General features: G+C 66.6%; 14 protein-coding genes. 10 read left to right on the top strand and 4 right to left on the bottom strand.

Annotation, left to right across the window (positions count from 1 at the left end):
* Positions 1–31: 31 nt before the first annotated feature.
* The 3 genes from cysS to H8B03_RS10640 are packed head-to-tail and all read left to right on the top strand — an operon-like array spanning position 32 to position 3,897.
* Entirely contained in the window at positions 32–1,429 is a 1,398-nt protein-coding gene (gene cysS / locus H8B03_RS10650) for a cysteine--tRNA ligase (RefSeq protein WP_193141913.1), read from the top strand.
* Positions 1,426–3,111, top strand: a complete 1,686-nt coding sequence (gene cimA / locus H8B03_RS10645; protein ID WP_226925855.1) for a citramalate synthase — start codon at positions 1,426–1,428, stop codon at positions 3,109–3,111. Before cysS ends, cimA begins: the two co-directional genes overlap by 4 nt.
* Positions 3,112–3,126: 15 nt before the next feature.
* Positions 3,127–3,897, top strand: a complete 771-nt coding sequence (locus H8B03_RS10640) for a squalene/phytoene synthase family protein (RefSeq protein ID WP_193141726.1) — start codon at positions 3,127–3,129, stop codon at positions 3,895–3,897.
* A 58-nt stretch (positions 3,898–3,955) separates the two neighbouring features.
* Here the strand turns inward: H8B03_RS10640 and H8B03_RS10635 are convergent, their stop codons facing one another.
* Genes H8B03_RS10635 through cobA form a run of 3 tightly spaced genes read right to left on the bottom strand, consistent with a single transcriptional unit; the run spans position 3,956 to position 7,340 of the window.
* The gene (locus H8B03_RS10635; RefSeq protein WP_193141725.1) at positions 3,956–5,179 is read right to left on the bottom strand and encodes an MFS transporter; all 1,224 of its coding nucleotides are present in this window, start codon (positions 5,177–5,179) and stop codon (positions 3,956–3,958) included.
* The gene (locus H8B03_RS10630) at positions 5,176–6,489 is read right to left on the bottom strand and encodes a cobyrinate a,c-diamide synthase (RefSeq protein WP_193141724.1); all 1,314 of its coding nucleotides are present in this window, start codon (positions 6,487–6,489) and stop codon (positions 5,176–5,178) included. The genes H8B03_RS10635 and H8B03_RS10630 overlap by 4 nt, the downstream gene beginning before the upstream one ends.
* Positions 6,486–7,340, bottom strand: coding sequence for a uroporphyrinogen-III C-methyltransferase (gene cobA, locus H8B03_RS10625; protein ID WP_193141723.1), 855 nt, complete (start codon positions 7,338–7,340; stop codon positions 6,486–6,488). Before cobA ends, H8B03_RS10630 begins: the two co-directional genes overlap by 4 nt.
* A 108-nt stretch (positions 7,341–7,448) precedes the next feature.
* Between cobA and H8B03_RS10620 the strand changes: the two genes are divergently transcribed.
* From H8B03_RS10620 to H8B03_RS10600, 5 genes are all read left to right on the top strand, one after another.
* The gene (locus H8B03_RS10620) at positions 7,449–8,516 is read left to right on the top strand and encodes a cobalt-precorrin-5B (C(1))-methyltransferase (protein ID WP_193141722.1); all 1,068 of its coding nucleotides are present in this window, start codon (positions 7,449–7,451) and stop codon (positions 8,514–8,516) included.
* Positions 8,513–9,271, top strand: coding sequence for a cobalt-precorrin-6A reductase (locus tag H8B03_RS10615; RefSeq protein ID WP_319022468.1), 759 nt, complete (start codon positions 8,513–8,515; stop codon positions 9,269–9,271). The genes H8B03_RS10620 and H8B03_RS10615 overlap by 4 nt, the downstream gene beginning before the upstream one ends.
* Positions 9,250–9,879 carry a DNA-3-methyladenine glycosylase gene (locus H8B03_RS10610; protein ID WP_193141721.1) on the top strand — a complete coding sequence of 210 codons (630 nt, stop codon included), beginning with the start codon at positions 9,250–9,252 and terminating at the stop codon, positions 9,877–9,879. The genes H8B03_RS10615 and H8B03_RS10610 overlap by 22 nt, the downstream gene beginning before the upstream one ends.
* Positions 9,876–10,550 (top strand): alpha/beta hydrolase, encoded by a 675-nt coding sequence (locus H8B03_RS10605; RefSeq protein ID WP_193141720.1) that lies wholly within the window; start codon positions 9,876–9,878, stop codon positions 10,548–10,550. Before H8B03_RS10610 ends, H8B03_RS10605 begins: the two co-directional genes overlap by 4 nt.
* Positions 10,551–10,701: 151 nt before the next feature.
* Positions 10,702–11,298 carry an HNH endonuclease gene (locus tag H8B03_RS10600; RefSeq protein WP_193141719.1) on the top strand — a complete coding sequence of 199 codons (597 nt, stop codon included), beginning with the start codon at positions 10,702–10,704 and terminating at the stop codon, positions 11,296–11,298.
* A 16-nt stretch (positions 11,299–11,314) separates the two neighbouring features.
* Here H8B03_RS10600 and H8B03_RS10595 read toward each other — a convergent pair whose 3' ends face one another.
* Positions 11,315–12,406 (bottom strand): ABC transporter ATP-binding protein, encoded by a 1,092-nt coding sequence (locus H8B03_RS10595; RefSeq protein ID WP_193141718.1) that lies wholly within the window; start codon positions 12,404–12,406, stop codon positions 11,315–11,317.
* A 121-nt stretch (positions 12,407–12,527) separates the two neighbouring features.
* Between H8B03_RS10595 and H8B03_RS10590 the strand changes: the two genes are divergently transcribed.
* On the top strand, positions 12,528–13,229 hold the full coding sequence (locus tag H8B03_RS10590) for a GntR family transcriptional regulator (protein ID WP_193141717.1): 702 nt from the start codon (positions 12,528–12,530) through the stop codon (positions 13,227–13,229).
* Complete coding sequence (locus H8B03_RS10585) at positions 13,226–14,134, top strand: alpha/beta hydrolase (RefSeq protein WP_193141716.1); 909 nt, start codon at positions 13,226–13,228, stop codon at positions 14,132–14,134. The genes H8B03_RS10590 and H8B03_RS10585 overlap by 4 nt, the downstream gene beginning before the upstream one ends.
* The last annotated feature ends 30 nt before the right edge of the window (positions 14,135–14,164 follow it).

The following is a 14,164-nucleotide window of genomic DNA, read 5'->3' as shown; positions in this document are numbered from 1 at the left end:
CGCGCCACCAGCCGCCGGAAGCAAGACGACCATGGTCCAGATTAGCCTATACAACACCAAGTCGCGGAAGCAGGAGCCTTTTGTTCCGCAGGACCCCCGGAACGTGCGCATGTATGTCTGCGGGCCGACGGTCTATGACCGCGCCCATCTGGGCAATGCGCGCCCGGTGGTGGTCTTCGACGTGCTGTTTCGGCTGCTGCGCCAGGAATATGGTGCTGAACACGTGACCTATGTGCGCAATTTCACTGACGTGGATGACAAGATCAACACGCGCGCTGCGCAAACCGGCCGTTCGATCACCGAGATCACCGACGAAACCATCGGCTGGTTCCTGGAAGACATGGGCGCGTTGGGAGCGTTGGAGCCGACCCACGCGCCGCGCGCCACCGACTACATCGGCCAGATGGTCACCATCTGCGCGGAACTGATCGCCAGGGGCCACGCCTACGAGGCCGAGGGCCATGTGCTGTTCGCCGTGGAAAGCTATGCCGATTACGGCGCGCTGTCGGGCCGCTCGGTCGACGACATGATCGCCGGCGCGCGGGTCGAGGTCGCGCCCTACAAGCGCAATCCGATGGATTTCGTGCTGTGGAAGCCGTCCAGCGACGATCTGCCGGGCTGGGACAGCCCGTGGGGCCGGGGCCGTCCGGGCTGGCACATCGAATGCTCGGCCATGGCGCAGGAACTGCTGGGCGCCACCTTCGACATTCACGGCGGCGGCAACGATCTGCAATTCCCGCACCACGAGAACGAGATCGCCCAAAGCCGCTGCGCCCATCCCGAGGGCGATTTCGCCCGCGTCTGGATGCACAACGAGATGCTGCAGGTCGAAGGCAGGAAGATGTCCAAGTCGCTGGGCAATTTCTTCACCGTGCGCGATCTGCTGGATCAGGGCGTGCCGGGCGAGGTGATCCGCTTCGTCTTCCTGTCCACCCACTACCGCAAGCCGATGGACTGGACCGCGAAGAAGGCCACTGCTGCCGTACAGACACTTAAGGGATGGTACGCCGCAACGGACAACGTGAGTCCATCAGAGACTGCTCCTGACGCTGTAGTGAATTCGTTGGCAAAAGACCTAAACACTGCAGGTGCCATCGCTGAAATGCATGGCCTGCAGAGAGCAGGAAAAGTTCATGAACTGAAAGCGGCAATGCTGCTTTTGGGATTTCCTGCCGCGGAGGACGTTGACTGGTTCCGAACCAAATCAATCATGGCCAGCATTTCTGATGCTCCAGAACATGCTAACCGGATCGGGGAATTGTTGCGAGTTTGGCAAGATCTGCGAAGCCAAAAAAGATTTGCAGAAGCTGACAAACTGAAGGGAAGACTCGAGAGTGTAGGTTTGAAGGTCAGTATCCAAGCGGGTGGTATACCAAGTGCTGAGCCAACAATTGATTTCGATCCAGCCAAGCTGGAGGCCCTGTCATGACCATGTCGACCCACCGCACATGGACCGCGCCGCGCGAACGGCTGTACCTGTTCGACACCACCCTGCGCGACGGCCAGCAGACCCAGGGGGTGCAATTCCAGACCCCCGAGAAGATCCGCATCGCCAAGGCGCTGGACGATCTTGGCATCGACTATATCGAAGGCGGCTGGCCCGGCGCGAACCCTACTGACAGCGAGTTCTTCGCCGCCCCGCCGCAGACCCGCGCCACCCTGACCGCCTTTGGCATGACCAAGCGGGCGGGACGCTCGGCCGAGAATGACGAGGTTCTGGCCGGGGTTCTGAACGCCAATACTCCGGCGGTCTGTCTGGTGGGCAAGACCCATGACTTCCACGTCACCACCGCGCTTGGCATCGAGTTGGAGGAGAACCTCGACAACATCAGCCGCTCGATCGCGCATATCGTGGCGCAGGGGCGCGAGGCGCTGTTCGATGCCGAGCATTTCTTCGACGGCTACAAGTCCAACCCGGAATACGCGCTGAACTGCCTGCGGGCGGCCTATGAGGCCGGGGCACGCTGGATCGTGCTGTGCGACACCAACGGCGGCTCGCTGCCCGGCGAAGTGGGGCGGATCACCGGGCTGGTGATCGACGCGGGCATTCCCGGCGACCGGCTGGGCATTCACACCCATGACGACACCGGCAACGCGGTGGCAAACTCGCTGGCGGCCATCGACGCCGGTGCGCGACAGGTGCAGGGCACGCTGAACGGGCTGGGCGAACGCTGCGGCAATGCCAACCTGGTGTCGCTGATCCCGACCCTGCTGATGAAGGATCCCTATCGCTCGCGGTTTGACACCGGGGTGAGCCTTGACGGGCTGAAAAGCCTGACACGGGTGTCGCGGTTGCTGGATGACATCCTGAACCGGGTGCCGCAGAAATCCGCGCCATACGTGGGGGCGTCGGCCTTTGCCCATAAGGCGGGGCTGCACGCCTCGGCCATCCTGAAAGACCCCACCACCTATGAACATGTCGAGCCGGGCACCGTCGGCAATGCCCGCGTGATCCCGATGTCGAACCAGGCGGGGCAGTCGAACCTGCGCCGCCGGCTGGCCGAGGCCGGGTTCGACGTGGCACCCGGCACGCCGGCCCTGGGCCGCATTCTGGACCGGATCAAGGAGCAGGAATCGGCGGGCTATTCCTATGACACCGCGCAGGCCAGTTTCGAGCTGATCGCCCGGCAGGAGTTGGGCGGCGTGACGGATTACTTCAGCGTCGACTGGTACCGCGTGGTGATCGCGCGGCGGCGGACCGACAGCGGGGTCGAGCATTCCTCGGAAGCTTCGGTTCAGGTGCGGGTCGGAGACGAGGCGCTGCGCCTGCACGCCTTCGGCAGCGACAGCCTTGGCCGCGACAGCGGGCCGGTCAGCGCGCTTTATTCGGCGCTGGTGCAGGGCCTGTCGCCTTATCGGTCGTCGATCGAGGACATGCGGCTGGTCGATTTCCGCGTGCGCATCATCGGCGCAGGCACCGAGGCCGTGACCCGCGTCATCATCGACAGCGTGGATCGCAGCGGCAACAGCTGGTCGACGGTGGGGGTTTCGGCCAACATCATCGACGCGTCCTTCGATGCGCTGCTGGACGCGATCAACTGGAAGCTGGCCCATGACGGGGCCGCGGTGGCGGCAGCGTCCAAGGCGGTGCCGGATGCCGCGCCGGTCTGATCGGCAGGGCCGGGGATGAGCCTGCAAGCCTGCGCCGATGTGCTGGAACGCGGCGATCCCGACCGGTTTCGCGCGGTTCTGGCGGCCCCCGTGGCGGCGCGCCCGGTGCTGCTGCCGCTCTATGCCTTCAACCTTGAGGTCGCCCGCGCGCCCTGGGTCAGCGCCGAGGTGATGATCGGCGAGATGCGCTTGCAATGGTGGCGTGACCTTCTGGACGAGATCGTGGCGGGCGGTACCGTGCGCAAGCATGAGGTCGCCACCCCCCTGAGCGGTGTGCTGGATGCAGACGGGGCAAAGGTTCTGATCCCGCTGGTCGAGGCGCGACGGCTGGACCTGCAGCGCGACCCTTTCGAAGATCGCGCGGCTTTTGACCAGTATCTGCAGGACACCTCGGGCGCGCTGTTCTGGACCGCGGGCCGGGCGCTGGGGGCGCAGGCCGCGGCGGAACCGGTGTTTCGGGATGCCGGGCAGGCCTCGGGGCTGGCGGCATGGCTGCTGGCGGTGCCCGAGTTGGAAGCCCGTGGCCGTGTGCCGCTGCCGGATGGACGTGCCGCGGCCGTGCAGGCGCTGGCCCGCGACGGGCTGGGCTGGCTGGTCCGCGCGCGGCAGGGATTTGGTGCTGTGGATCGACTGGCCCGGTCCGCGCTGCTCAGCGGGTGGCGCGCATCGGTGGTGTTGGGTCGGGCCGCACAGGTGCCGGGCCGGGTCGCCGACGGCCAGCTTGCCGAAAGCGAAGCGGCACGGCGGCTGGCCCTGCTGCGGGCCTCCATGACACGGCGCATCTAGCGGCCGCGCGGCCTGTCCTGCCCGTCTGGGGCAGGCCCCTTGCAGCGGTTGTGCGGCGTCAGTCCTGCGGTCTGAGGGTCAGCCAGATCAGAGCGCCGCCGGCCAGGGTCAGGAAGGGCACCATGGCCAGGTTGACCGCGCTCCACCCGGCCTCGGCCGTGCCGCCCGAGCAGTTCATCAACCCGCCCGAGGCCAGCGAGGCCAGAACCACGCCGCCGAAAACCAGCGCGTCGTTCATGCCCTGCACCCGCCCGCGTTCATGCGGTTCATGGGCGCTGGCCAGCATGGTGGTGGCGCCGATGAAGCCGAAGTTCCAGCCGATGCCCAGCAGGACCAGCGCCAGGAAGAAGTTCTCCAACTCTACCCCTTGCAGGGCGACCACGCCGGCGATGCCGAGGATCACGAGACCCAGGGCAACGATGCGCGTGGCACCGAAGCGCGCGATCAGGTGGCCGGTGAAGAACGACGGCGCGAACATGGCCAGCACATGGCCGGTGACAATGTCGGCGGCATTGCCTTCCGTGAAGCCACAGCCCACCACGGCCAGCGGGGTCGAGGTCATCACCAGGTTCATCAGCGCGTAGGAAACCATGGCGCAGATGACGGCCACCGCGATGGTCGGCTGGGACAGAAGCTCCAGCCAGCTGCGCGCCGGGGCATCGGTGGCGCGGCGTGGCGGTGCCTTGGGAATGTCGAGCAGGAAGAACAGCGCCATGCCGACAAGGTTCAGGCCGATGACCAGCGCATAGGTGCCCATGAAGGGAATCGCCGTGGCATTGGTCGTCACCTTCACCAGTTGCGGACCCAGCACCGCCGACAGCAACCCGCCCGCCATGACATAGCTGATGGCCTTGGGCCGGAACGCCTCGCTGGCGGTATCGGCGGCGGCAAAACGGTAGAACCCCTGCGCCGACATGTAGATCCCGGTCAGATACGAGCCCAGCAGGAACAGCGCGAAAGAGCCCTGCGACAGCGCCAGCACGCAGATCAGCGCCCCGATCATGCCGCCCATGGCGCCGATCAGGAAACCCGTGCGACGGCCCATCCGCTGCATCAGCGGGCTGAGCCAGGGCGCCGTGGTCATCGAGCCGAAGACGATCAGCGAAATGGGCAGCGTCGCGAGGCAGGCGTTGGGGGCCAGCATCTGCCCCGCCAGCCCGCCGATCACGAAGATCATCGGCATCTGGCTGCCAAGGATGGCCTGTGCGGCCACCAGAACCGCCACGTTGCGTTTGGCGCGGCGGTCGCTATCAGGGCTGGCGATGGGGATATCGGTGCTCATGCGTCGGGGATTACACCTTGCGCCGGGGCGGGAAAAGCCCGGTCGATCAGATGGGCGAAGGAGCCGCAGACAGCGCCCTGCACCAGCCCCATGTCGGGCAGGGGCGTGCCTTCGGCATCTCTGGCCGTGAACAGCGGCGCGCCTTCGGCCTTCACGGTGGTGGCGTAGTGAAATTCATGCGCGGCCCAGATGCCGGACATCGGCCCTTGGGAGGCCTGTACCGTGCGATAGCCCAGATGCAGCTTGCGGTGGGCAAAGCTGGTTTCAAGCCGCAGCAACCCGGCCATTTCGTGACGCGCACCCTGGGCATCGATCAGCCCGTCGCCCAGCACCATGTAGCCGCCGCATTCGCCATAGATCGGTGTGCCTGCCTGCGCCGCGGTCCTGAGACCGGACAGAAAGCGGGTATTGGCCGCCAGTCGCCCGGCGTGCAGTTCGGGGTAACCGCCGGGCAGAAAGACAAACCCCGCCTCGGGCACAGGGTCATCGGCCAGCGGGGAAAACGGGCGGATCTCGGCCCCTTGTGCGCGCCAGTCGGCCAGAAGATGCGGATAGGCAAAGGCAAAGGCCACATCCTGTGCCACCGCGATTGTCTGCGCTGGCGGTGAAAGGCGCGGCGCGGGGCTTGCGGATGGCAAAGGCGCGGACAGGGCCACAAGCGCCTCAAGGTCGCAATGGCTGGACACGGTGTCGGCGGCGCGGTCGAGGAAGCTTTCCAGATCACCGTGTTCCGCCGCCTGCACCAGCCCAAGGTGGCGCGAGGGGGTTTCCAGCCCCGGCAATCTTGGCAGCGCGCCCAGCACCGGCAGACCGAGCGGAGCCAGCGCTCGGCGCAACAGCGATTCGTGCCGGGGGCTGCCGACGCGGTTCAGGATAATTCCGGCCAGACGCACCTCGGGGTCATGACCTGCGAAGCCGGCCACAAGCGGCGCCACCGATTGTGCCATGCGGCCGGCATCGACGATCAGCACCACCGGCAGGCCAAGGTGCCGGGCCAGATCGGCACAGGCACCGCGCCCGTCTGGGGGCGCACCATCAAACAGCCCCATGGCCCCTTCGATCAACAGCAGCCCCGGTCCGGCGGCCAGCGCCCGCAGGCGTGCAGGCGACATCGCCCAGGCATCGAGGTTGACACAGGGCTGGCCCGTGGCGGCTTCGTGAAAGCGGGGGTCGATGTAGTCGGGGCCGGATTTGGCGCTGCGCACCGGCAGGTCCTGCCGCGACAGTGCCCGCAACAGGCCCAGCGTCACCGTGGTCTTGCCCGCGCCCGAGGAGGAGGCGGCCAGGATCAGGCCGGTGCCGCCGGTCACGACATCTCGGCAGGGCGTCCGCGTCCCAATGGATCCAGGTTGCGGGGTGTCTCACCCGCGGCCAGTGCCTGCCAGTCCAGCACCTGCCGCATCAATACCGACCGGCCGATGCAGATGACCGCGGGCGGGGTCATCTCGGCAGCGGCAATATCGTCCGCGGCGGTCTGAAGGGTGGTTTCCAGCACACGCTGGTCGGGCAGGCTGGCGGCGGTGATCACCGCGACGGGTTCGTCCGGCGCGCGTCCACCCGCCATCAACTCGTCGGCAATGGCGCGGATGTGCTTCATGCCCATGTAGATCACGATGACCTGCGCCGCTTTCGCCAGCGATGGCCAATCGACCGACCCGGGGGCCAGCCCCTGCCGGTCATGGCCGGTGACGAAGGCCACGGTCTGGTTCACATCGCGATGAGTCACCGGGATGCCGGCATAGGCCATCCCGCCGATCCCGGCGGTGATGCCGGGCACGATGCGCACCGGCACCTGGTGCTGGATCAGGGTCTGCGCCTCTTCCCCGCCGCGCCCGAAAACGAAGGGGTCGCCGCCTTTCAGCCGCAGCACGCGCTTGCCTGCGCGGGCCAGTTCGACCAGTTGCAGCGAGATGTCGCGCTGCTGGGCCGAGGGTTTGCCGCCGCGCTTGCCTGCATAGATACGCTCGGCCTCGGGCCGCGCCCAGGTCAGGATCTCGGGGTTCATCAAGGCGTCGTAGACGATCACATCGGCTTGGCGCAGCGCGTTCACTGCATGCAGGGTCATCAGGCCCGGATCGCCCGGACCCGTGCCGCACAGCCAGACCCAGCCGGGCAGAAGCTCGGGCCAGGGGCCATCGGGGAATTGAAGCGAGTCGGTCATGGCCTGCTTATGCCGTCCCTTGCGCCGCTGGGAAAGTCCGTCGCGGCCCCGGTGTTGCGAAACGCCGTCGATTGCGCGCAGGCCTGCCTTTCTTGTAGGCACGTTGGCATGACCGCTCGCACACCTCCCGCGCTGCGCCGTGGCTGGACCACGGGCGCCTGTGCCACCGCCGCCACCCTGGGCGCGCTGGAACGGCTGTGGGGCGGGGCGTTTCCGCCGACGGTGCGGATCGTGCTGCCCAAGGGCGAAACCCCGCTGTTCGACCTACAGGACTGCGCGACGGGGCCGGATTGGGCGGAATGCGGGGTCATGAAGGACGCGGGCGACGATCCGGATGTGACCCATGGCGCGGTGATCCGCGTGCGCGCGCGGGCGTTGGCGCCGGGGGCGGGGGTGGTTTTCCGTGCGGGTGCGGGGGTTGGCGTGGTCACCATGCCCGGCCTGCCGGTGGCAGTGGGCGAGCCTGCGATCAACCCGGTGCCCCGGACCATGATGCAGGGCGTGGTGGCCGAGCAGGCCGCGCGCTTTGGCCAGCGAGGCGATGTGGAACTGACCGTCTCGATCCCCGGCGGGGCGGAACTGGCGCAAAAGACGTGGAACCCGCGGCTGGGTATCAAGGGCGGGCTGTCGGTGCTGGGCACCACGGGCATCGTGCGACCGTTTTCCTGCGCGGCCTGGATCGCCTCGATCCATCGCGGCATCGATGTGGCGCGAGCCGATGGGCTGACCCATGTGGCGGGCTGCACCGGGGCCACCAGCGAGACAACGGTGCAGCGCCTGTACGGTCTGCCGGATCACGCCATGCTGGACATGGGCGATTTCGCGGGCGGGTTGTTGAAATACCTCGCACGGCACCCGGTGGCGCGCATCACAATCGGCGGCGGCATCGGCAAGCTGACCAAGCTGGGGCAGGGGGCGCGGGACCTGCATTCGGGCCGCAGCCAGGTGGACTTCGCGGTGCTGAACGGCTGGGCGCAGCAGGCCGGACTGGCCGATGTGTCCGCCGCCAATACCGCATTGCAGGCGCTGGAGATTGCCGGTCCGGGGCTGGCACAGGTGGTGGCCGACCGGGCGCTGGACACCGTGTTTGCGCTGCTGCGCGACGCGCCGGTGCAGGCTGATGTGGTGGTGATTGACCGCAAAGGCACGATCCTTGGTCGGGCCGGGGCGACATGAGCCTGCGCTTGCTGCTGCTGGCCGGTACCACCGAGGCTCGGCAGGTCGCCCGCGCACTGGCCGGGATGCCTGAGATCGCGGCGACCGCCTCGCTGGCAGGAACCACTGCGCGCCCTGCGGACCTTGGGCTGCCGACACGGGTCGGGGGGTTTGGTGGGGATGCGGGGTTTGCCGATTATCTGGCGCGGCACCGGGTGCAGGCGGTGCTGGATGCCACCCATCCCTTCGCGCACCGGATCGCGGCCCGCACCGCGCGCCTGTGCCGCCAGCACGGCGTCGCCCATGCGCGGGTTCTGCGCCCTGCATGGCAGGCCGGACCGGGTGACCGCTGGACCGAGGTGGCCAGCGAAGCCGAGGTCGCCGCGCAGGTGCCCGAGGGTGCGCGGGTGTTCATGGCGACGGGGCCAGAGCATCTGGACGCCTATACCGGGATGGACCGGCATCAAGTCATCTGCCGCCGCATCGATCTGTCCCCCGCGCCCTTCCCCTGGCCGCGGGGTGACTACGTGGTCGGACGCCCGCCCTTCACCCGTGACGCCGAGATCGCGCTTTTCCGCAGGTTCCGGGTCGACCTGCTGGTGACCAAGAACGCAGGAGGGGCGGCAGGCCGGGCCAAACTGGAAGCGGCCCGCGCGTTGGGCCTGCCGGTCGTCATGGTCGCGCGCCCGCCGCAGCCAGAAGGCCGGGTGCTGGCCTCGGTCACGCAGGCATTGGATTGGATCAGGGAGCAGACATGGACGAACGTATCATCATGACGCCCGCTTGCGTGGCAGAAGGCGCCGCGCATCTGGCCCGGATCGAACCGCGCTTTGCCGACGCGCTGGCCCTGACCGGCCCGTTGCCGCTGCGCCGCCGCAAGGACGGGTTCGAGGCGCTGCTGGGCGCCATCGTCAGCCAGCAGGTCTCGGTCGCGGCGGCGGATGCGATCTGGGGCCGGTTGAAGGCGGCGCGATTGACCGGGCCGCGCAAGATCCTCTGGGCCAGCGAGGAAGACTTGAGGGCCTGCGGGCTGTCGCGCCAGAAGATCCGCTATGCCAGGGCGCTGGCCGAGGCGCGCATCCGCTATGCCGCCCTGCGCGACTGCCCCTGTGATGAGGTGATCGCCACGCTGGTCGAGGTGCCGGGCATCGGCCGCTGGACCGCCGAGATCTACGCCATGTTCTCGCTGGGCCGGGCGGATGTCTTTGCACCGGGGGATCTGGCGCTGCAGGAAAGCGCGCGCCTGCTGTTCGGTCTGGAGGATCGCCCCAGCGAAAAGGCCCTGCGCGAGATGGCCGCGCCCTGGACGCCATGGCGGTCGGTTGCCGCCCGGCTTCTGTGGGCCTACTACCGGGTGGCAAAGGATCGCGAGGGGATCAGATGACACGGGTACTGGAATTTGGCCGCAAGGACGCGGCATCGGGCACAGCCGATTCGATCGTGGTGTTCCTGCACGGCTATGGCGCCGACGGAAACGATCTGCTGGGCCTGTCCGAGCCGCTGGCGCAGCATCTGCCCAACGCCGTGTTCCTGGCGCCCAACGCGCCCGAGGTCTGCCCGATGAATCCGGCGGGCTTCCAGTGGTTCCCGATCCCCTGGATCGACGGCTCCAGCGAGGAAGCGGCGATGCAGGGCATGGGCCGCGCCATCGAGGATCTGAACGCCTTTCTCGACCAGGTGCTGGTCGACGAAGGCCTGCCGGCCAACCGCATGATCCTTGTGGGCTTTTCGCAAGGCACGATGATGAGCCTGCATGTGGCCCCCCGGCGAACCGAAGAACTGGCCGGCGTCGTGGGGTTCTCGGGCCGCCTGGTCGAGCCTGAAATGCTGGCCGCCGAGGTGGTGAGCCGCCCGCCGGTGCTGCTGCTGCACGGCGATCAGGACGACGTGGTGCCGCCACAATCCCTGCCCGAAGCCGCAAATGCGCTGACGGCCGCGGGATTCGAAGTCTACGCCCATGTCATGAAAGGCACCGGCCACGGGATTTCGCCTGACGGTCTGGGCGTGTCGCTGTCCTTCATCCGCAAGCAACTGGGTCTGGAACTGCCTGAATAGGCGTCACATTCGCGTTACAGCGACCCTCTATCCCGAAAGCGACCTCTACAGCATCTAGCGGGGGTTGTCGGATGGCGAACGCCATATATAGTCATGGTGCCGAAGGGGCGTTGGCGCCGTCCCGCCGGTCAGGCTAGGGATCAGCGCACAGATGAACGTGGAATTCAGGACCAACTTCGTTCGGGAACCTCAGAACCTCAAGCACCACCCGGCGCTTGTGCTGAACGCGGACTACCGTCCGCTGTCCTATTACCCGCTGTCGCTGTGGCCCTGGCAGGAGGCGGTGAAGGCGGCTTACCTGGATCGGGTGGACATCATTGCCGAATACGACACGGTGGTCCGAAGCCCCACGACCGAGATCAAGATCCCTTCGGTTGTTGTCCTCAGAGATTTCGTCAAACCTCAAAAGCGCGTGGCCTTCACGCGCTTTAATTTGTTTCTGAGGGATGAATTTTCATGCCAGTACTGCGGCGACAAGGGCGACCTGACCTTCGATCACGTGATCCCACGCGCCCGTGGTGGCATCACAAGCTGGGAAAACGTGGTTGCGGCCTGCGGGCGGTGCAACCTTCGCAAGGGCTCCAAGACACTCAAACAAGTGGGCTTTTCCCTGCGCAAGCCGGTGCGCGCGCCCACTGCGATGGAATTGCGCAACCTGGGCCGAAAATTCCCGCCCAACCATCTGCATCACACCTGGATGGACTTCCTGTACTGGGATGCCGAACTGGACACCGAGTTGGACGGCTGATCCGAACGGGCAGGGGTCAGGCGACCGGCGCAGGTTCGGAGGTCAGCCGAGCGCCGGTAGAGCCGTCGAAATAATGCAGATCCGCCGGATCATAACCCAGGGAAATCCGCTGCCGCGGGGCCAGCGGAATATGCGGGTCCAGTCGGGCGGTCAGTTCATGCCCGTCCAGTTGACAGATCGCCAGCGTGTCCGATCCCAAGGGTTCATAGACATCCACCGTCGGCGCGATCCGCCCCTTGCCCGCCTCGGCCCATGTGAAATGCTCAGGCCGCAGGCCCACGTCGATCCGGTCGCCGTCTTGCGCGGCCACCGCGCCCAATTCCAGCGCCGTCTCGCCGAACCGCAGTTTCGGGCGGTCGCCGCTGCGATCCACCTTGCCGGAAAAGATGTTCATCTGCGGCGAGCCGATGAATTCGCCGACAAAGCGGCAATTGGGGCGGGCGTATAGCTCCATCGGCGGGCCTTCCTGCACGATGTGGCCGCCCTTCAGAACCACCACCCGGTCCGACAGGGTCATCGCCTCGGTCTGATCGTGGGTCACATAGATCATAGTGGTGCCAAGCATCGCATGTAACCGCTTGATCTGGGTGCGCATTTCCACCCGCAGCTTGGCGTCGAGGTTGGACAGCGGCTCGTCGAACAGGAACACCGCGGGTTCCCGCACGATGGCGCGGCCCATGGCGACGCGCTGGCGCTGACCGCCGGACAATTGGCCCGGCTTGCGGTCAAGATAGTCATCGATCTTCAGGATGCGGGCGGCCTCGGCCACACGCGCGGCGATCTCGGCGGGTTTCCAGCCGCGCATCTTCAGGCCGAAGCCGATGTTGTCGCGAATCGTCATGTGCGGGTACAGCGCGTAATCCTGAAAGACCATCGCCACATCACGGCCCTTTGGTTCGATCTCGTTCACGATGCGGCCGCCGATTCGCAGGATCCCGCCCGAGATTTCCTCAAGCCCCGCGATCATCCGTAACATGGTGGACTTGCCGCAACCGGACGGGCCGACGAAAGCGACGAATTCGCCATCGTTTACAGACAGGTCGACGCCGTGAATGGCGCGGACAGCGCCGTAGTCCTTCACGATCCCCTCCAGCCGGATGTCCGCCATGTGCTGTCTCCTTCCGGGTGCAAGCCAACTGCAACCTTGCGTTATCGATAATAAGGATGTTATCGATAATGAGATGCACGAACAAGCCCGTTGACCGGGCGACGGGGAGCGCACGCAGGCCATGGCCATCGAAAGCTTTGACACATCCGCGGTCCCGACGCTGGTGCCGCGCCAGTCCAGCCGCCGCAGCCATGCGCTGTTCGTGGCGCTGCAAAAGGACATCGTGCTGGGCGATCTGGCGCCCGGAAAGGCCCTGACCGAGCTGGATCTGGCGCAGCGGTTTCAATGCAGCCAAAGCACGGTGCGCGAGGCGCTGATGCAGTTGCACGAGGAGGGGCTGGTGATCCGCCAACCCAATCGCGGCACTCATGTGGCGCCCTGCAATGCCGACGATGCCGCCGCACTGCTGAGGATCCGGCACGAGGTGGAATGCAGCACGCTGGACCGCGTTGTCGCGCGCACCGACGAACCATTGCTGGCCGATCTGCGCAATCTGCTGAATGCCATGCGCAATGCCGCGCGGGATGCGGATGAATACCTGCTTTCGGTCTATGACCGGGCCTTTCACCTGCGCCTGTTCGAAACCGCCGATCTGCCGCTGGTGACGCCGATCCTGACCCGCTGCCTGATCCACAACCACCGTTACAAGATCCAGCGGTCCCAGCCCAACCGCGCGCTGGAGGAAACCGCCGAACGCCATGTGCCGATCATCGAGGCGCTGGCAGCGCGGGATGCGCCCGCACTGCACCGGCTGCTGTCGCATCATATCCTGACCATCGTGGATTTCGGTCCCGACCTGACCCTGCAGGGAGTGTCCACATGACCCAGCCCAGCCCCTCGATGCGGCGGGTGCTTGACCGCCTGGCCCGCGAGGATGCGGACCTTGGCGATCCGACCCGGATGGCGCCGCAGCACGGGCGCACGATGGCCGCCCTGTGCAACCTGCGCTGGAACGATCCGCTGCCCGAAATGGCCGAGGCGCGCAATGTGCTTCATGCGGGTCTGCCGGCGCGCTGGGTGGTGCCCGCCAATGACAAGGGCACCCATGCGCTGCTGCATGTGCATGGCGGTGGATGGGCGTTCTGCTCGCCGATCACGCACGAAGGCGCGGCCCGGCGTCTGGCGCTGGCCTGTGCCTGCCCGGTTCTGACGGTGGACTACCGGCTGGCCCCGGAAAACCCCTATCCGGCGGGTCTTGAGGATGTTCTGGCGGCCTGGCGGGGGCGAGACAGCGCGCGTGTCTGGGGCATTTGCGGCGACAGTGCCGGCGCGAACCTGGCCTTCGCGGCGATGCTGCGCATGATCGACGCGGCAGAGTATCTGCCCGTCGCGGCCTTGCTGTTCTACGGCGTCTACGACGCGGATTTCGATACCGAAAGCTATGTCGCGCATGGCGAAGGGCCGGGCCTGACGCGGGACAAGATGAATCGCTATTGGAACTGGTACGCCGATCCCGATATGCGCGCCGATGCCTGTGTCGCCCCGCTGCGGGCAAGCGATGCGCAACTGGCCGCGCTGCCGTCGCTTTATCTCAATGCCGCCGAACTCGACCCGCTGCTGTCGGACACCGAACAGTTGGTTGCCCGCCTGCGCGGGCTGGGGCGGGACGATCGATATGACCGGATCGATGGCGTTGTGCACGGCTTCATGCAGATGGGGCAGGCGCTGCCGGAAGCGCGGGGCGCTTTCGACCGCGCCGGGCAGATCTTTCAGGACATCACCGCCTGAGAAGGGCGGACTAGCAAGGGAGGACTTCGA

This window comes from Meridianimarinicoccus sp. MJW13 (assembly GCF_014901205.1).
Lineage (GTDB): Bacteria > Pseudomonadota > Alphaproteobacteria > Rhodobacterales > Rhodobacteraceae > Meridianimarinicoccus.
Note: the sequence above shows the minus strand (reverse complement) of the source record. Positions and strands in the feature narration are given on the sequence as shown.